This window comes from Mycolicibacterium komossense (assembly GCF_025822605.1).
Taxonomy (GTDB): Bacteria; Actinomycetota; Actinomycetes; order Mycobacteriales; family Mycobacteriaceae; genus Mycobacterium; species Mycobacterium komossense.
Genome location: NZ_JACKTY010000039.1, coordinates 41,658 through 59,185 on the forward strand (window position 1 = coordinate 41,658; position 17,528 = coordinate 59,185).

Genomic DNA, 17,528 nt, shown 5'->3' on the forward strand with positions numbered 1-17,528 from the left:
TCTGCCTCAACTATTTCGGTCAACCGCCGCGATGTGAACCGTCACAGTGTCGGTTCCCTGGTGAGTAGCCCAACACTTCGTCGGAAGGCCATGCGATGGGAGTCGCTGAACCGCAGTATCTTCCGAGCGCCAGCGCCCCCTATATGAGCAACTCGGGGTCGTCGACGCCGACGACGCGCCGGCCTTGAAAGAATCGCACCATATCGGTGGGACCGTGCCCACCGATTCCAGCATTGTTCCAGAATGATTGCTCGGCGTCAGGGGCGAGGTCGTCAAGTTTGCACCCATTGACCTTCACTTCGCCTGCGATGATCTTGCTCGCGGTCTGTAGTGCGGCATCCACATCCGTCCCGAATACATAGGCGGCCAACCCGGTCTGAGGTCCGTGCGCGGCCGCCAGTGCATCCGTAGTGGAACCGAATTTGTGCATTGTCACCACTGGGCCGAACAGTTCCTCCTGAGATTTTTCCGCTGGTAGGCCGACCACGAGCGTCGGTGCGATGAACCATCCGCCGAAATCGGGAATCGATCCTGCAGCTATTGCTTCGCCCCCGGCACCGACCAAACCGTCGATCTGTCCAGTCAGACGGGAACGCTGCAGGGCATATGCCTGCGGGCCAAGCCCGGAAGCCTCGTTCAGGCAATGCCCGATCTGAATCGATTTCAGGGCGGTCGCGAGGGCGTCGACCAGATCGTCGTGCAACTCGTCGGGCACCAGGATCTTCCCAGGACCTTCGCACCAGGTGCCGTTGAGTTTGGTCATACCCTCGGCGAGCGCAGTCGCAGTCTTGCCGATATCGGCATCGCGGTGAACTATGACCGGATTGTGGCCGCCCAGTTCCAGTTGGACGGCGGTGAAGTGCGGAGCTGCGGCGGCTGCGATTGCGCGTCCACCGCTGATGCCGCCTGTGAATGAGATGGCTCGGATGCGCGCATCGGCGGTGAGATGGGAGCCTGCCTTGACTCCTCCGTGCACGAACTGGAATACCGCTGGTGGTAAACCACTTTCGCGAACAGCGTCAACCAGTATCTCGGCAACGATCTGGCAGCCGCCTGGCGCCCACTCCGATGGCTTCAGAATAACCGGGCAACCTGCCGCCAAGGCGCTGGCGGTCTTCGCCACCGCGACAAAAGTGGGGGCGTTCCACGGTGCCAGGATCGCCGCAGGACCGACAGCTCGCCGCAACTGCAGAACTGTCCTGTCTCCGGCTTCCAGACGACCGGAATCTCCGATTACTTCGAGCTGCTCTCGCGCCCCCCGTACACGTGGCGCCAACGACGATGCCATCACTCGTGCGAACCCGATCGGGTTGCCCGAGGCGAGGGCATCCTCGTACGCGATATCGTCGGCACGGGCTGCGAGCCCGGCAGCAAATGCGTCGAGCAATGCGCTTCGCCGATCCAGCGTCGACTCGGCCCAGACGCCCTCGGCATGCAGTTTCGCCGCGACCGCAATCGCATGATCAATCGAAGCAGCTGGGGTCTCGACCTGGTATTGACGCACATCGCCCGTGTTGGGGTCGTCGATCGTGGCAGACGTCGCGAAGGGGATCTTCCAGACATCATCGATGAAATCCCTTTGTTGCCTGGCATTTTGCAGAGGCTCAAAGTTCGCGGTAACAATTTTGGCAGTAGTCATCGTCAGGTCCTTGGCTGCGTCGGTACTCGGAAAGTTTGGGGGGTGATAGCTACGGCGTAGCGAGGGCCGCGCTGCGGCACATCGCTGCAAAGTGATCAAAAACTGAGTTGGACATGGAGATCTCGGGGTGCCACTGCACAGCCAGGAGGAGTCCTTCCCGATCTTCCACAGCCTCGATCGTGCCGTCCTCGGCCCATGCCACCGGACGAAGCTGCGGTGCCACTGTGTCGACGGCTTGGTGGTGATAGGTAGACACATCCGCCGCGGGCCCGAGGGCGCCGCCGAGTCGACTGCCAGGATCGAGAGTGACTCTGTGCGTGGCGAACTCGCCTGCGACCGGATTGTGCACATCGGTGCCTACCACGTCCGGAAGATGCTGGGTCAAGTTCCCGCCGAGTGCGACGTTCAGCATCTGCATTCCGCGGCAGATCCCGAAGATCGGAATCCGATGGTCCGCAGCTTCCCGGATGAGGGAAAACTCGAAGACATCCCGATTGCTGTCGAACGGGCCCGCCGCCGGATGGGGCTCACGCCGGTACCAATCGGGAAGAACGTCAGCACCACCCGAGATCACAAGGCCGTCGAGTCCATCGATCATCCGTGCAGCTTCGCGACCGGTCTCCCCCACAGGTAAGAAGATCGGGACGAGTCGTGCGCGACGGAGATGGTCGGCGTACGCCCGGTTCAGTAGGTAAACCTCGCCGGCCCAGACTCTCCATGCAGCCCGTTCGAGGGGCATTGAAACTCCGACCAGCAGTTGCCGTGGGAGAGAGGGGTCCGTGCCCGGAGAGCGATCGACGTCGCCATAATTGGTCACACCAAATACTAGAATAGCCCCCCACTGGAGCGCAATGGTGTGTACAAATAGTGGACGTGTGATGGCCGACCGCACGCACCGAAGATTGAGGAGGCAATGTGTCGATCACCGTCCGACAGGTGCTCGCTACCCCGTTGCTGGCATCTGCCGATCCAGAGATCCTCACGGGCACGGACAAACTCGACCGTGTCGTACGCTGGCTCCACCCAGCGGAGGTTGCCGACATCGCGCATCTTCTGCGCGGCGGCGAGTTGGTCCTGATCACCGGCATCGTGTTGTCCGAGGATGTCGGCGCGATGCACGACTACGTCCAATCCCTGGCCGCCATCGGTGCCGCCGGTCTCGTCGTCGAACTCGGTCGACGCTGGACCCAAGTGCCACATTCACTCGTGAACGCCTGCCAAGCTGCTGACCTCGTTCTGGTGGCGCTTCACAAAATCGTCCGATTCGCCGGCGTCGTTGAGGAAGTCGGCGCCCAGATCCTGGCTACGCAAATCGCAGACCTGCAAGCCAGCGAGCACATCCACGAAACCTTCACTCGTCTTGATGTGGATGCAGCGGGACCTGAAGATATCTTGGCGGCGATCGCGCAGATCGCCGGATTGCCGATTGTCCTGGAGTCATCCAGCCGCCAGGTCATCGGATACCACCTTGCGGGACGACAGCCCAAAGACGTCCTTCCCGATTGGTCACGTCGGTCGCGCGGCGTAGGTGTCGTCGGCCGTACCGGGTACGACCGGCCGACTGGATGGCTGACGACCACGGTGGGATCCCGGGGTGACGACTGGGGCCGGTTGGTGATGATCGCCGACGTTCCGCCTACCCGGCGCGAGTATGTCTTGATCGAGCGCGGGGCCGCTGCCCTGTCACTGCATCAGATGCGGGCCCGCGCCCGGGACAGCGTGGAACGCAATACCCATTCATCGTTGATCGCAGATCTGCGTGCACTCAGGATCACTCCTGAGCTGGAACTGCGTTGCGAAGCGGCCAACTTTCCAGTCCGCGGACGCAAGTTCTTTGCGATAGCGGTGCGGCAGGACATAGTTGGCGAATCGGGTAGGAACTGGGCGCTGACGGATGTTGCCGCAACCCTGGCGAAAGTCGCCCGCACGTTGAATCTCTCGATGCTGGCGGGGTTGGAGACCGATCACGTGATTGCCCTCATCAGTTGCCCCCAGAGCCTCTCCCCTGATGCGATCCTGTCCGGATTGACCCGAGAAGTACGAAAGTCGCTTGTCATCAACGTCGCTCGGGGCGAAGTCGTGGACCGACTGGAACTTACCTACCAGACCCTCATCGACGCCAAGAGCATCATGGCCGCGACGGACCCTGACGATCAACGCCCGTGGATCACACTCGCCGATGTCCACTTGCGCGGATTGCTAAACCTCTTGCGGGACGATGAACGGCTGCGCCTGTTCGCCCGCCGTGAGCTCGGCCCTTTGCTCGCCTATGACAACGAGCGAGGGACGTCCTTGCTCTCCTGTCTAGAAGGCTTTCTCGAAACGCCCGGCCCCAAATCCGCCGCAGCGAAACGTCTTCTTCTCTCGCGACCGGTGCTCTACGAGCGGCTCGCCAAGATCGAGTCGGTCCTCGGAGTTCAGCTCGAGGATCCCGCCATTCGGACGTCGCTACACGTCGCCGTGATGGTCACGTCTCTGTGCGACAAGCGATGAGCAGCGACCAACAGTCGGGTGGCGAGATGACCGACACACTGACCGCAGGAGCACCACGTTCCGACAATATGTCGGTATGGGGCTTCCTTGTGACCTACCACACTGATCCGAGATCCTCGTCGGATCACACTGCCACCAGGAGTAGCCCATCATGTCTGACTTAATCCGCGACCAGTTCGATCCGCCCGAAAATGCCCGTCTCCATGGAAATCTCGGCGTTGCCGCAATCGTCTTGATGGTCGTCGCCGCGGCCGCTCCCCTGACGACTTTGGCGGGGAACGTTCCCCTGATGATCGCTCTCGGGCAAGGCGTCGGTGCGCCCGTCGGCTTCCTGGTGGCCGGCGGGGTCTTCGGGCTTTTCGCTGCAGGCTTCGTGGCGATGACGCACTATGTCAACAAAGCTGGCGCGTTCTACGCCTACATCGAGAGGGGGCTTGGCCGCCGAGCAGGCGTCGCTTCTGCCTTGGTTGCGTACGCGGCATACATGTCGACGATGCTTGCGGTCTATGGCTTCATCGGAGCGGTGCTATCCACTCTGGTGAGCGATTTCGGTGGTCCGTCACTCCCATGGTGGGTGATGTCATTTGTGGTGATGGGCGCCTGCGGATTTCTCGGATATCGCCACATCGAACTCAGCGCCAAGGTGTTGGGAGTCTTCCTCGTCTCTGAAATCGCCGTTGTGGTCATCCTCGACGCGGTCATCTTTGTCCGCGGCGGAACTCACGGAATCACCTTCGACTCCTTCACACCTGCCGGAATCGGCGAAGGATTCGGCGTTGCAGTCCTGTTCTCCCTTTTCGGCTTTGTCGGTGTCGAGGCAACGGCCATCTTTCGCGACGAAGCCAAAGATCCACAACGCACCATACGTCGGGCAACATACTGGGCGGTCGGCATCATCGCCGTCTTCTACGCCATTTCCAGCTGGGCCCTGATCGAGGGCAACGGGGGCTCGGATGCGGTCGCAATCGCCACCGAAGACCCCGACAACTTCACTGTGAACACCGCAGGCGTGTTCCTTGGCATGGTCGGCAAGGACATCACCCAGGTGCTGCTGGTTGTCAGTCTGTTCGCCGCCGCGTTGTCCTTCCATAACATCTCGGCACGATACAAATTCGTGTTGGCGGAACAGGGAATCTATCCTGCCTCATGGGGCACTGCTCACGAACGGCATCGGGCGCCATCGCGTGCATCGCTGGTCGTGTCTGCTCTTTCCGTTGTGATCATCGGTCTGTTCGCCATACTGCATCTCGACCCGCTGTTGGAGATCTTCGGCCCCATGGGTGGCGTGGGCATTACGGGCCTGGCAGCTCTGTGGCTGTTGACGGCACTTGCCGTCACAGTCTTCTTCGCACGAAAGAAAGGGATGACAACGACCACGGTTGTCGGTGGCCTTGCTGTCATCGCTCTTTCAGCCAGCATGATTCTCATCATCGTCAATCTGCCCGTGATCGTCGGCGGCACCGTGCTTCTCGCGGTATTGATGGGACTGGTACCACTCGTGTTCTTCGTCGTCGGGTTTGTGATGAGTACCCGGGTGGCGCCTCGGCACGATGCCGGCTCACTCGACGAAAGCGATTCCCTCGCGATGTAAGACGCCCTGGCGCCGCAGACGCGCACCTATCGGCCTTGTGGACCGATGGGTGCGCGCCGCGTCTGCAGTTGCCAACTCGGTGAGGAGTGTTGATCGACCGTCGGATCGTGATTCCACACTCGTTGCCGGAGCAGGCTGCGGAACACGGAGTCACGCCTCCACAGGCGATCGTATTTTCGTTCCGCCAGGAACCGGTAAGACGACATTCGTACGCGCGATTGCGAGCCGGCTCGGCTGGCCGTTCGTCGAACTGTTCCCGGCGCACCTGCCCATGGGTGAGGGCGGCCTCGCCGCTGGGCGGGGCGCTCCCGCTACGACCGCGGTCGTGAACGAACTGTTGAAGCGTCTCGTCCAGTTCCGCGATCGGCCGGGACGGCTCTTGGTTTGGGCCACCAACTCGGTGCGTGAGTTGGACTCCGCGTTTCTACGCCATGGCCGATTCGACTGCGTTCTTCCGATCGGTCCGCCGGACGCAGAAGCCCGCGGCGAGTTGTGGCGGCGTTATGTGGACGAAGCACACATAGGTATCTCGACGCTGGTTCGATCCACCGCGCACTACACCCCCCGGCCGAAGTCGCGCACGTCGCACGAGCGGCGGCCAGACCACATTTGAACGCAGCGTCGTCTGCGGCTCGCGCTGCTTCAGCCGAACACAGGACTCTATGGATGTAGTGGGAGTGACTCGACCGACTCTGACGGCGGAACAAGTGACCGAATTCAACTCCGACATCGAGACTTACGCACACACTTGAACCCAACCACGGCAACGACTCCGGAGGTGTGCGGCGCCTTTGGGCACCGCACACCTCCGAAGGATCAGAACACGACCAGATCGCGTAACGCGCGCCCCTGCTCCATCGATGCGAACGCATCGTTAACCCCATCAAGGCCTATCCGGGAGCTGACCATCTCTTCCAGGAGAAGCTTTCCGTCGAGGTACATTTCGACGTACTTCGGCATCGCCAGGCGAAAGTTTTCCGAGCCCATGTAAGAGCCCTGCAGGCGCCGGTCGTCGAGCAGCAGGCGGCCTTGGACGGGGAACGTCTTGCCTGCCGGCATCAGACCGATGATGGTTGCTGTTCCTCCGACGTCAAGCGCCTCCAAAGCCGCCGCGGCTGTTGTCGGCGATCCGACTGCCTCAAAGCACTGGTCCACTCCACCGCCCGTCATGTCACGGATGGCGGCGGCCACGTCGTCACAATGGGCGTCCAAGACATCGGTCGCCCCCAGAGATGATGCCGTCGTGAGCTTGTCAGCGTTGAGGTCGACCGCGATGATCCGAGAAGCCCCTGACAACCGCGCTCCCTGGATGGCGCTCAAACCGATACCACCGCAACCGATCACTGCGACCGTCTGCCCTGGCCGGACTTGCCCTCGGTTGAGGACGGCACCCAGTCCGGTGGTGACCCCGCACCCGATGAGGGCGGCCAGGTCCAGCGGCATATCCTGGTCGATGCGGACCACGGCAGACTCGTGCACCAAGAGCTGTTCGGCGAAACTCGACACATTCAGGAACTGATGCACCTCGTCGGCACCTTGCTTAAGCCTCGGCGAAGCACCGTGCCCCCGGACACTGTGCGAACCGCTGCAGAGATAACTCCGCCCGCTGAGGCACCGTTCACACACCCCGCACGACGCCGTCAGGCATGTGATGACGTGGTCACCCGGTGCGAACATCTCTACCCCGGCGCCAACCTCCAGCACCACACCGGCCGATTCGTGGCCGAGCACCGTGGGCCGGGGAATGTCAAAGACTCCCCGCAGGTGATACAGATCGCTGTGGCAGAGGCCGGCAGCAGCAGTCTCGATCAGGATTTCGTGCCGTCCGACGTGGTCGACTTCGATGGCCTCGATGCTCAGAGTGTCCGAGTCATCGCGCAGCACTGCTGCTTTCACATCAATCTCCTCATTGAGTTCATATTGTCCGTCCTGGATCAACTTCGTTCGAAACCACGTGCACGGTCCCAGTCGGTGACAGCCGACTCGTGGGCCGCGACCTGCTGAAAAGCAGCATTCGCATAGTGATGGACCACGTCGGCTCCAAAGGCTTTTGCTGCGATCTCACTGTTCTGCCATAGAGCGGCGGCCTCCGCGAGCGAGGTTGGCATCCGTTCGGCGGAGCTCTCGTAAGCGTTTCCTGTTTCTGCGGATTTCAGTTCGAGTTTCTGCTCGATGCCGTGCAGGCCGCCGGCGATGATTGCGGCCACCGCCAGATACGGATTCACATCGGCCCCAGGCGTGCGGTTTTCCAATCGCAGACTTCGGCTCTCTCCAAGCACTCTCACGGCGCACGTGCGATTGTCTCGTCCCCAACTGAGTGCTGTCGGCGCAAACGACCCGTCCCGAAACCGCTTGTAAGAATTGATATTCGGGGCAACCGCGACACCGAACTCGCGTGCCGTTGCAAGCTGCCCCGCCAGGAACTGTTCGAAAGTCTTCGAAAACCCGGTGCCGTCGCGGCCGGCAAAGACGGGTTCCCCCGCCTCATCAATGAGCGAGAGGTGCACGTGACATGAGTTGCCCGGTCCGTCATCGAACTTCGCCATGAAAGTCAACGAAACATCGTTGGCAGTGGCGATTTCCTTCGCGCCATCTTTATAGATGACGTGGTTGTCGCAGGTGGTCAGGGCATCGGAGTACTTGAAACCCAGCTCGAACTGCCCCACGTTGCACTCCCCCTTAAGCGCCTCCACTTCCATACCGGCGTCACGCATCCCACGACGGATCTGACGCATGAGCGGCTCCGCGCTCGATGTACCCGAGATCGTGTAGTCGATGTTGTAGTAGGTGGACCGCCTGAGGTCGTGGTAGTGCTTCTCGTGAGCGAGCCGGTAATCGTCATCGAACAGGAGGAACTCGAGTTCGGTTGCGACGAGCGCTGTCCAGCCACGCTCCGCGAGGCGAGCTAGCTGCTGACGGAGTATCTCCCGCGGAGACTGAACGACGGGACGCGCATCTTCCCATCGAGCGTCGGCAATCACCATCGCGGTTCCCGGCATCCACGGCACCGGCCGAAGCGTGCCAAGGTCCGGCATCAGGGTGAAGTCACCCAAACCAGAGTCCCAGCCCGCGATCTCGAAGCCGTCGACGATCTCCATATCGATGTCGCGGGTGATCAGATAAGAGCAGGCGTTCACACCAGGCCCTAGGACGTCATCGAGAAAGTGCTTCACATCGAGTCGCTTGCCGACCAGGCGGCCGTGTATATCGGGCATGGCAACGACGACTGTGTCGATGGTGTCGTCAGCCGCGCGCCGCCGTAGATCCTCAATAGTCATCGGTGCACGCATGTCGCGCTCCTCTCGAGTCGGTGGCCCCTCGCCAGAGGTAAGCGCGTCCGAATTTCCGTCGATTTGGTCACACCAAATGTTAGGATGTGAGCGACGATACCGCAAATGGTTGGTACAAATCGATGGCGGCGATATGCTCTCTGCACACGACGAAGGGTGACTCATGCCGAAACCCGCGGCCGCAGTTGGTGACCTTGCGCAGCAAGGCGACGAAAGTGGGCGCAACCCATTCGAAGAGGCTCTTGGCCAAGTAGTTTCGCGGATACGCAATGGTGACCTACAGGCAGGCATGCGGCTACCTCCCGAGCGCGAACTGAGTGAGGAACTACAAATCAGCCGGACAACTCTTCGGGCAGTGATCAGAGCCTTGCAGCAGGCGGGCTACGTGCGAACCCAGCGGGGACGATCTGGTGGAAGCACCGTCATCTGGGACAGGACAACTCAGGACGGCAGCCATCGACGGCTGAGCGACCAGATGCGCGACCGCCTGCTCGACTCGCTTCGTTTTCGTTCGGTGCTCGAGCCCGGCGCCGCCGCGCTGGCGGCTGAGCGCGGATTGAGCGCAGCTCAACGCAAAGCTCTCGAATTGCGTCTGGCTGAAGCCACCACAAGGGGACCGAACTTCCGTGTCGCAGACGCGGAATTGCACGGTTACATCGCCGAACTGAGCGATTGCCGCGCGCTCGTGGACGCAATAGCCAACGTTCAGTTGATTCTGAACGAGAATCTGTTGCAGGTCGTACCGTTCATGGGTCCTGCGTTGGAGCACTCCCATGAGCAACACGCTCAGATCGTTGCTGCCATCTGCGCCGGTGACCCAAACCGCGCCCGACAGGTAATGCAGGACCATGTCGGGGCCACAGCCGAACTGCTCCGCACCTTTCTGCAGTAGCGAATTATCCACTGCTGCATGGTGTCCCCTCGGTCCCGCAGTCTCGGACAGAGCACTGGCCCCTTCTCGATGGATATACCTCTACCCGACCACGTTCGACGTCGAGGAGCCGACGCTAGGTATCGAGGCCGAACCACTGTGGCACGTGGTGGGTCACTCCACTCCTACGGCGGGCAGGTCGCGCTCGAATTAGCCATCCGGGCACCCGAATTGGTGTCGAGGCTGACGCTGTGGTTCAGCCCCGCTGAACTGGCTGCCGACGGCCCCGTCGTACGCCAGGTCAGAAGGATGCTCGTCGAGGCCGACCGCGCAGCATGGTCTCTTGCTCTGAGGGCAATCGCGACATTCGATTGTTCGACGGAGACCTCGTCGATCTCCTGCCCCGACGATCGTCGCTGCCGCCCAGGATCAGGTGTCCACACCGGAGGCGATGAGCGCGATGCACGCGCGCACACCCAGCATAGAGCTCGACAACGCCTGGCACATGTAGATGTTCATCGAGCCGAGACGGCTTGCGGGGCTGATCCGCGATCATTCACAGCCGCGGTGGTAGTGCAAACAAAAAAGCGGGTCAGGACTTTCGTCCTGACCCGCTTTTCTCTGGTGGAGCTGCCGGGAATTGAACCCGACGAGAACGCACTGACCTGCGGTTTTAGTTTGACGAATCCGGGCGAAAACGGACGGAATCGCAGGAAAACGTGCCGCCCGTCTTGACATTGTCAAACTGTTTCGTTGCCACGGACAGACGGGAGGGCCACGAAGGCAGCCACCTCTGGTCGGGTGGCAGCCGGGTTCGGCGATCCAGCTTTCCTCAAAGCCAACTCAGGCACTGCAGCATTGAAACAGTGGACGCTTCTCGTTGCGATCACGATCGGTTATCCGACGCGGCGATTTCCCCCGGACACCGAGTCCACAAATCCGACGCTGAACTCCCCAATCTGTCGAGTTGAACTACAGGGTGATCAACCCGTGTTCTTCTGAAGGGTGGCTGCCATATCGATTACGAAAGGCGATGGACCGTCGGAAATCCAGCGGCCATAGGGAGTGAAGTAGCCGGGGCCGACGATCAGTTGAACGTCGTGCTCGGCTCTAGTGATCGCTACGTAGAGGGAACGCCGAGGTTCTTCCATCTCCTTGGGACTCGGATGCCTCCACCCACCGGCGCTCTTCACTTGCATCGGGACGATGCCCTTCAGCAGACCCGGCAGGACGACCGTATGGAATTCTCGACCCTTCGCACTGTGATAAGTCGTGAGAACAACCTTCCCCGCAACTACCGCGAAACGCGCGATGTCAATGAGACACAACTCGTCTTCCTCAACGACGCGGCACAACGTATCGATAGCGGCGGAGTTGTCTTCGTCCGGGTGCCGCGAAGCTATGACGTCGAGTTCAAGGTTAGTCACCAGGCGGTCGAGCCAGTCGGTTGCCGACCCTTCTGGGTCGTAGCCCACGTCGGGCGGGTCCAGGGTAGCTTGCAGCGTTCGCGCCAGCGTCAATCGCGTTGATGGTGGCGACATTTCAGAGTCGCGGCGAAGCCGCTCTAGCCTGTAGGCAAGATCCATCGTTCTAGGGGCATGCGTCGACCGCGTTAGCTCAGCCACGACTTCCGCTTGCGATTCACGGATCCGCATGTTGGCAATGGTGCGGCTTGCACAGTGCTGTACGAAATTCGACACCGAGCCGGGCGGTAGTCGTGTGTCGCGTTCATGCAGGAAGGGAATTTTGCTGGCGTCTAGCGCGGCGAGCAGTCGATCGAGCACCTGGCCACGCGCTGGGTAGAGGATCGCTACTCGTTCGTACTTAACACCGGCATTGATTGCGCCTGCAACGATCTCGACAGCGGCGTTGGCATGCTCGTCGAGTCCCCCTTCCACTCCAGTGATTTCAAGGTTGCCGGGAGGTGCGCCTTCGCGGGCCTTTCTCCCACGTGCGATACCTAACGCTGCCTCCGCAGCAGCGATGATGTCCTGGCCGGATCGGTAATTCGTCGTCAGTGGAAAGTCAGTGAAATCTTCACGCTCGCGCAGCTCATTTAAGTAGCGAGGGTCCGCGCCGGAAAAGCCGAACACAGATTGATCCCCGTCGCCGACCGCGAAAACTGAGATGCCGGCTATATCGTGGAGCGTGACGACCAGCTGATGAAGGACGCCGCCCATGTCCTGATACTCATCCACCAACAGATGCGGGAACTTCGCGCTGAGTAAGTCGCGGACCGCCGGAAAGGTAGTAACGATCCGCAACGCTTCAACAACCATCGCTTCGAAGTCCGTCTTATCGCGGTTTACCAGTTCCGCTTCATAGAGATGAGCCGCGGCCACTTCGCGTTGGTCGAACGTCGCGAGGTCTTCCTTGCAGGCGATCGCGCGACGAATTCTGTTGCTTGTCGCAGTCCTATATTTCGGATCAAGGTCAGCGATGCCTAGCTCATCGAAGCACCATTGCAGAAGCTTTCGCTGTCCACTTTCGCCCATGACAGATCCTGCCGACGGCGGTTGAGATCCGGTCAGACCGCTGTATGCGATTAAGATTTCGTTTCTGCAGAACGCGTGAACTGTGGAACAGGCCAGGCGGCGGCCAGCATGAGCGCCAATCGCAGAGACACGTCGTACGATTTCATCCGCCGCTGCATTCGTGTAAGTGAGGCACGCAAGACCCCGGAAGATGGACAAATCCGCCTCTAGCAGGTAGGCCGCACGGGCGACTAGTGTGCGCGTCTTTCCGCTGCCGGGTCCAGCGCTCAAAACAGCATCGCCATCGTGCAGAACTGCAGCCAGCTGTTCAGTGTTGAGGTCGGATAGTTCAGCCGCAAGGTGATCACTTACCCGGATCATTCGGTCACTCCGAAGGGATCGTAATAGATTGTTGTAGAAGGGGTTCTCCTCGTACCAATTCTGAAATCGCACTTAGCGCTTTGAAGATATAGCCGGAGGAGAAGCTGTCGTAGACACCGACCGGCAGATCCATCGCCGGGTCGCCAGTCGCGTGCGCAGCCACCCGAGCCCGAAGATCAACCTTCGAGATGTGGGCAGCGAGGCGTTGGGCAAACCTTCCCTTACCAAGAGAGGTGATGCGGGACAACATCGCATCGCGGATCGCGACGTCTACCGAGTTTTCAGATTGGTTGTCGACGCCAGCGTTAACGTCGTTGCGCTCGGCCGTCGACGACGACAGCTCTCCGAATGCCGCCTTGATTTCATCTCCAAAGAGCGTGCAGAGGTCAGCTTCCAGCGTCTGCCAACCCACATAGATTTCGGCGCGTTCTAACTCGTGGACTATTGACTTCGTCTTGTCCTCGAAGTCGTCATCGCCCAAAGCAGGAAGTTCGTTGATGCGCTTTTGTATGTTTTCTTTCTGCGTCGCGATTAGAAGTGCCGCCCCACGCTTAATGCCCGCGCTGGTTCGTCCACGCTTATCAGGATCCGTATCGCCGTCGGTGACAATCGCGTGTGGTGTCTTGATTCCCTGCTGCCCAAGAAGTGCACGGTAGGGTCGGAAATCGGTGCCGTGGGCGCTCGCGACGACCACACCGTGACTGTCCAGATCAAAACCGGCTGCAGAGGCTATCGCAGGAAGCACGTAAAGCTCCGCCAAGCCTTCGACGACAATGACTCCAGCCGCGAACAGGATTTCTGCACGACTGACGTCGATGTACCTCTCGAGATCTTCCGCTTCGGTCTTTGTGATGGGGAGATGGGAGGTTGTCGCTCCAACGGTCGCGGCGCCCCTGCTGTCGCGACGGAGAACGACAAAGGAAGCAATGGGCGTGACAGCAGCTACGTGCGGGCTATGAGTTGTCAGTATGAGCGATGACTCGCTGCGAAGCAGGTAGTGGAACAGTCGCCGTTGCAAACCGACGTGGAGGTGGGCTTCTGGTTCTTCGACAGCTACTAGGGTCGCGACGAATTGGTCTGCGGCCCGTTGCCGAGTAAGCACTTCCAGCAGTAGGCCGAGGTAGATGACGTTTGCACTGCCAAGGCTGCTGTCGGACACGCTGCGTGACCGTTCTTTGTCGACGAAGAGCCGCACAGCTCGCAACAATTCATCGGCACGTGTCGATGCGAAGCCGAGCGTGGGGTCCACCGAGAACCGAGGGCCCAGCATGTCGCCCAATCGGTTGGACAGATGAGTCTGCAGGGCATCAACATTCTTGTCCTTTGTAAGCTCATTGACCGCCACTGCGATGGCGTTTGCTGTCGCCGTTAGCTTTTCAGGCTCGATTGGGAGACTCTCAAGGAGATCTCTGAGCGGGTTGCGGCGCCACGATTGCAAGTCGCCTTCTGCGTCTCGCAACGCCGGTAACATACGCATCGCGATGTCACGCCTGATGGAGCGAATGTCTTCGTCTTCCGCAAGGCCCCCGAAGACGACGAAGTCATAGTCCTGCGGAGTCAGCGGCTGTGTCGGCTTGCCGCTGCCCTGCTTGCCTGAGCCATCCGCCCCGTCGAGGGCCTTCCGCGCAAAGAATCGGTAGGTAAGTCGTGCTGTGTACGGGTTGCTCGCCACAACGCAGGCTCCCAGCACCGCCTTGGCCGCTTCGTCGTTATCGAACCCTTGGAGTTCGATCACGATTTTGACCTCCGCGCCGCCGCTCAATCCTTGCGGGTGACCCTCCCATACGTCCTCGGCGCGAAGCATCCTGCGCGTGTCCGGAAGTGAAGGATCCAGAACTAGCCGCATGGCCTCTAGGAGGTTCGACTTACCAACGCCGTTCTCGCCGACGATCACTGCTGGCGAAGGAAATTGATCCAGCCGCAGCTGCTCGAAGTTACGAAAATTCTCGATCTCAACACGCGAGATGTGCACCTTTGCCCCCGTATTCGTTGCACAGATCGCAGTCAGGACGGCCCGTCTGCATCTGCCCTCCACTCCAGGAAGTGTTTAGCACCCCCGCACAAATTTCGGGTCGATTTATCTCACGAGTCATCGGCCGTAGTCGCTCCCGTTACCGTCTACCTACGTCGAAAGTCGCGCGGCGAACAACCGGTTGGCCCCGCCGGTTCTGCCGTGGGATAGCTGAAACTTCGAGCGTTTTGCATGCAGCGAACCGATTAATAACTCTCGTAGATCTGTGGGAGTGCAAGAACCGACAGGTAGGATCCAGCGATGCCACTGGGGGTTGGTCAAACGTTTGCCGGCTATCGGATTGTTGGAAAACTGGGGGCTGGCGGTATGGGAGAGGTTTATCTCGCCCAGCATCCCCGGTTGCCTCGCCGTGACGCGCTAAAGCTGTTATCCAGTGGAGTGTCAGCGGACAATAGCTTTCGCACCAGGTTCCTTCGCGAGGCCGATCTCGCCTGCACTCTCCGACATCCACACATAGTCGGCGTCCTCGATCGTGGCGAAGTTGACGACCAGTTGTGGATTTCGATGGATTATGTCGACGGCGAGGATGCCGGAGGGCTCCTGAGTCACCGCTACCCGGCGGGCATGCCCCACGACCTTGTGATCACGATCATCCGCGCAGTGGCATCCGCGTTGGACTATGCCCACAAGCGGGGGTTGCTGCATCGGGATGTCAAGCCTGCCAACATCATGCTCTCGAATGCAGACAATGACGCGGAGCATCGAACGTTCTTGACCGACTTCGGCATCGCCCGGGTATTCGAAGATGAGAGCGGGTTAACCGAGACGAATATGACGGTCGGAACCGTCGACTACGCCGCTCCCGAACAACTCCTGGGTGACAACCTTGACAGCAGGGCCGACCAGTACTCCCTTGCCGCAACGACTTACCACTTGCTCAGTGGGACGCCACCGTTTCGAGACCCGAACCCCGCGGTGGTGATCAGTCGTCACCTCAACGCAGTTCCTGCTCCGCTATCTGCGACTCGGCCCGACCTGGCTGCCTATGATGACGTTCTCGCGCGGGGGCTGTCAAAACGCCCCGAAGACCGCTACGACAGCTGCAGTCAATTCGCCAGCGCATTATCCGCATCCGCACCTCAAACTAATTCAACACCAACACAACTCGCCGAGCGACCGGCCGCGGCCGACACCCAGAAGCGACCGTCAATCACTAGAGACTCCGAACCACAAGATAAGAGTCAGGCGACAACGCCATTGTCGCCAGGTTGGTACCAGGATCCGAGCGGAACGCTTGGCACGTTGTACTGGGACGGCCAAGCGTGGCGTTCCGCGCCGTTGCCCACCGCAGACCTGCAAGTGGTCGACCGAAGTTCAACACCTCGCGGCAGCAGTCGGATGCGAATGGGTGTAATCGCCACGGCTGCTGTGCTTCTCGCCGCTGCCGCTGGCCTTACCCTCTGGAATACCACAAGAGCAGGTCCGCCCGCTGGACCTTCGGTCTTCACCGCCACCCAGCAGCCTGGCGCGATGACCGTGCAACCGACTCTGACGGCAGCTCGAACCCCGACCAGCACGGCGACACGTCCACCGTCCACCGTTGCGAGCAGTCCTACCTCCTCGATGGGACTGCCTAGGCCCACCTACTGGGGCGCGCTTGTGATTGGCACCTGCGACGAAGGCGGAACCTGCGGTGTTAAGCAGCGCGCCGCACCGTTCAACGAGTCTGAGCGCCTCGTTCCCGATGACCTCCTAGACAACATGCCCGTCACGGTCGTCTGCCAGACCATCGGCGATTTCCGATCGAACCAGGGGCAAGGATCGAGCTATACCTGGTACCGCCTGTACAACGGCGCATACGTTAGCTCGGTCTACCTAGATGTCAGAGGATCTGGAATTCCAGCGTGCTGAGGGTAGGTCCGACGCAAGTGATTCCTCGCTGGGCTGTGCTCGTCGGTTGGACGCTGTTGACTGCGGGACTAACGTGCGGCTGCGGCGAGGAACCGTCCACAGTCACCGCCGGCCCGCCCTCGGCCAGAAGCGAACCGGCCGCGACGGTAATCGCGACGACGTCAGCGCCTCCGCTGTTGCCGGCTGCGCCGGCTGCCAGCGAGTGGGAGGTTGTGGGCTTGTCTGTCCAGCAACGCCCGATCCGGATGAAGACACTGGGAAAGGGCCCTCGAAAGGTTCTGTTCGTTGGCGGGATTCATGGTGACGAAACTGAAGGCGCCTACACCACAGATGAACTGCCGAAGGCGTTCCTAGATGCCAACTTGGCCGATGCGGTGACGCTGACAATCTTAGAGGACGTGAATCCTGACGGGAGGGCTGCACGGACGCGCGATAACGCGAACGGCGTCGACATCAATCGAAACTTCCCCGCCAACAACTTCGACCAAAGCAACGGAGGAACACCGTTGAGTCAGCCCGAGTCGCAGGCCCTCAGCGCCACGATCGACCGCGTACAGCCCAATCTCATTCTGGTGATGCATTCTTGGGCCGGCAAAGAATTTGTGAACTTCGACGGGCCGGCGCAGGAAGTTGCCGAGCGCTTTGCGGACATCGCACACCTTCCGGTGGAAGCGTCCAGTGAGTTCGCGCCGACTCCCGGATCGCTGGGTTCATACACCGGACGCGATCGCGGCATCCCTATTCTGACCGTCGAGTTGCTCAAAGGATCGGACTCGGCCCAAGACTGGGAGCGAATTCGTACAGCGCTGCTCCAAGCCATTGCTGGGTGATGGCTTTCCGGGCATCTCAAGAGGGCGGCATCCGGGTCTAGGCCGCTGCAAGCGGGTCTTTTCCCGCCGGGTCAGC

General features: G+C 60.5%; 12 protein-coding genes. 6 read left to right on the forward strand and 6 right to left on the reverse strand.

Going from position 1 to position 17,528, the window contains the following annotated elements; genetic code table 11:
* Positions 1 to 139 precede the first annotated feature (139 nt).
* Entirely contained in the window at positions 140 to 1,639 is a 1,500-nt protein-coding gene (locus tag H7J73_RS24145; RefSeq protein WP_264070261.1) for an aldehyde dehydrogenase family protein, read from the reverse strand.
* Between the two features lie 49 nt (positions 1,640 to 1,688).
* A complete protein-coding gene (locus tag H7J73_RS24150) occupies positions 1,689 to 2,531 on the reverse strand; it encodes a gamma-glutamyl-gamma-aminobutyrate hydrolase family protein (RefSeq protein WP_308207444.1) in 843 nt (280 codons plus the stop codon).
* A 23-nt stretch (positions 2,532 to 2,554) separates the two neighbouring features.
* On the opposite strand from H7J73_RS24150, the gene H7J73_RS33735 reads away from it, so the two are divergent.
* The 3 genes from H7J73_RS33735 (at position 2,555) to H7J73_RS24165 (ending at position 6,336) form a co-directional block, all read left to right on the forward strand.
* On the forward strand, positions 2,555 to 4,132 hold the full coding sequence (locus tag H7J73_RS33735) for a PucR family transcriptional regulator (protein ID WP_264070262.1): 1,578 nt from the start codon (positions 2,555 to 2,557) through the stop codon (positions 4,130 to 4,132).
* 151 nt (positions 4,133 to 4,283) lie between these two features.
* Positions 4,284 to 5,723 carry an APC family permease gene (locus H7J73_RS24160; RefSeq protein WP_264070264.1) on the forward strand — a complete coding sequence of 480 codons (1,440 nt, stop codon included), beginning with the start codon at positions 4,284 to 4,286 and terminating at the stop codon, positions 5,721 to 5,723.
* Entirely contained in the window at positions 5,683 to 6,336 is a 654-nt protein-coding gene (locus tag H7J73_RS24165) for an AAA family ATPase (protein WP_264070265.1), read from the forward strand. The genes H7J73_RS24160 and H7J73_RS24165 overlap by 41 nt, the downstream gene beginning before the upstream one ends.
* A gap of 203 nt (positions 6,337 to 6,539) precedes the next feature.
* Here H7J73_RS24165 and H7J73_RS24170 read toward each other — a convergent pair whose 3' ends face one another.
* Together H7J73_RS24170 and H7J73_RS24175 are read right to left on the reverse strand one after the other, a co-directional pair.
* Positions 6,540 to 7,619: a Zn-dependent alcohol dehydrogenase gene (locus tag H7J73_RS24170; protein ID WP_264070266.1), complete on the reverse strand. Its 1,080-nt coding sequence runs from the start codon at positions 7,617 to 7,619 to the stop codon at positions 6,540 to 6,542.
* A gap of 38 nt (positions 7,620 to 7,657) precedes the next feature.
* A complete protein-coding gene (locus H7J73_RS24175) occupies positions 7,658 to 9,013 on the reverse strand; it encodes a glutamine synthetase family protein (protein ID WP_264070267.1) in 1,356 nt (451 codons plus the stop codon).
* Positions 9,014 to 9,176: 163 nt separating this feature from the next.
* Here H7J73_RS24175 and H7J73_RS24180 point away from each other — a divergent pair, with 163 nt between their 5' ends.
* A complete protein-coding gene (locus H7J73_RS24180) occupies positions 9,177 to 9,905 on the forward strand; it encodes a FadR/GntR family transcriptional regulator (protein ID WP_264070268.1) in 729 nt (242 codons plus the stop codon).
* A gap of 962 nt (positions 9,906 to 10,867) precedes the next feature.
* Here the strand turns inward: H7J73_RS24180 and H7J73_RS24185 are convergent.
* Together H7J73_RS24185 and H7J73_RS24190 are read right to left on the reverse strand one after the other, a co-directional pair.
* The gene (locus H7J73_RS24185) at positions 10,868 to 12,739 is read right to left on the reverse strand and encodes an ATP-dependent helicase (protein ID WP_264070269.1); all 1,872 of its coding nucleotides are present in this window, start codon (positions 12,737 to 12,739) and stop codon (positions 10,868 to 10,870) included.
* A gap of 4 nt (positions 12,740 to 12,743) precedes the next feature.
* Complete coding sequence (locus H7J73_RS24190) at positions 12,744 to 14,711, reverse strand: ATP-dependent nuclease (protein WP_264070270.1); 1,968 nt, start codon at positions 14,709 to 14,711, stop codon at positions 12,744 to 12,746.
* A gap of 300 nt (positions 14,712 to 15,011) precedes the next feature.
* On the opposite strand from H7J73_RS24190, the gene H7J73_RS33590 reads away from it, so the two are divergent.
* Both H7J73_RS33590 and H7J73_RS24200 read left to right on the forward strand, forming a co-directional pair.
* On the forward strand, positions 15,012 to 16,622 hold the full coding sequence (locus H7J73_RS33590) for a protein kinase domain-containing protein (RefSeq protein WP_276031713.1): 1,611 nt from the start codon (positions 15,012 to 15,014) through the stop codon (positions 16,620 to 16,622).
* A 35-nt stretch (positions 16,623 to 16,657) separates the two neighbouring features.
* Positions 16,658 to 17,452, forward strand: a complete 795-nt coding sequence (locus H7J73_RS24200) for a M14 family zinc carboxypeptidase (protein WP_264070332.1) — start codon at positions 16,658 to 16,660, stop codon at positions 17,450 to 17,452.
* Positions 17,453 to 17,528 lie beyond the last annotated feature (76 nt).

Excerpts from the sequence above, each read along its gene's own strand:
- H7J73_RS24145 (WP_264070261.1), bottom strand. The coding sequence starts at position 1,639 with ATGACTACTGCCAAAATTGTTACCGCGAACTTTGAGCCTCTGCAAAAT.
- H7J73_RS24160 (WP_264070264.1), top strand. The coding sequence starts at position 4,284 with ATGTCTGACTTAATCCGCGACCAGTTCGATCCGCCCGAAAATGCCCGT.
- H7J73_RS24165 (WP_264070265.1), top strand. The coding sequence starts at position 5,683 with ATGCCGGCTCACTCGACGAAAGCGATTCCCTCGCGATGTAAGACGCCC.
- H7J73_RS24175 (WP_264070267.1), bottom strand. The coding sequence starts at position 9,013 with ATGCGTGCACCGATGACTATTGAGGATCTACGGCGGCGCGCGGCTGAC.
- H7J73_RS24180 (WP_264070268.1), top strand. The coding sequence starts at position 9,177 with ATGCCGAAACCCGCGGCCGCAGTTGGTGACCTTGCGCAGCAAGGCGAC.
- H7J73_RS24185 (WP_264070269.1), bottom strand. The coding sequence starts at position 12,739 with ATGATCCGGGTAAGTGATCACCTTGCGGCTGAACTATCCGACCTCAAC.
- H7J73_RS33590 (WP_276031713.1), top strand. The coding sequence starts at position 15,012 with ATGCCACTGGGGGTTGGTCAAACGTTTGCCGGCTATCGGATTGTTGGA.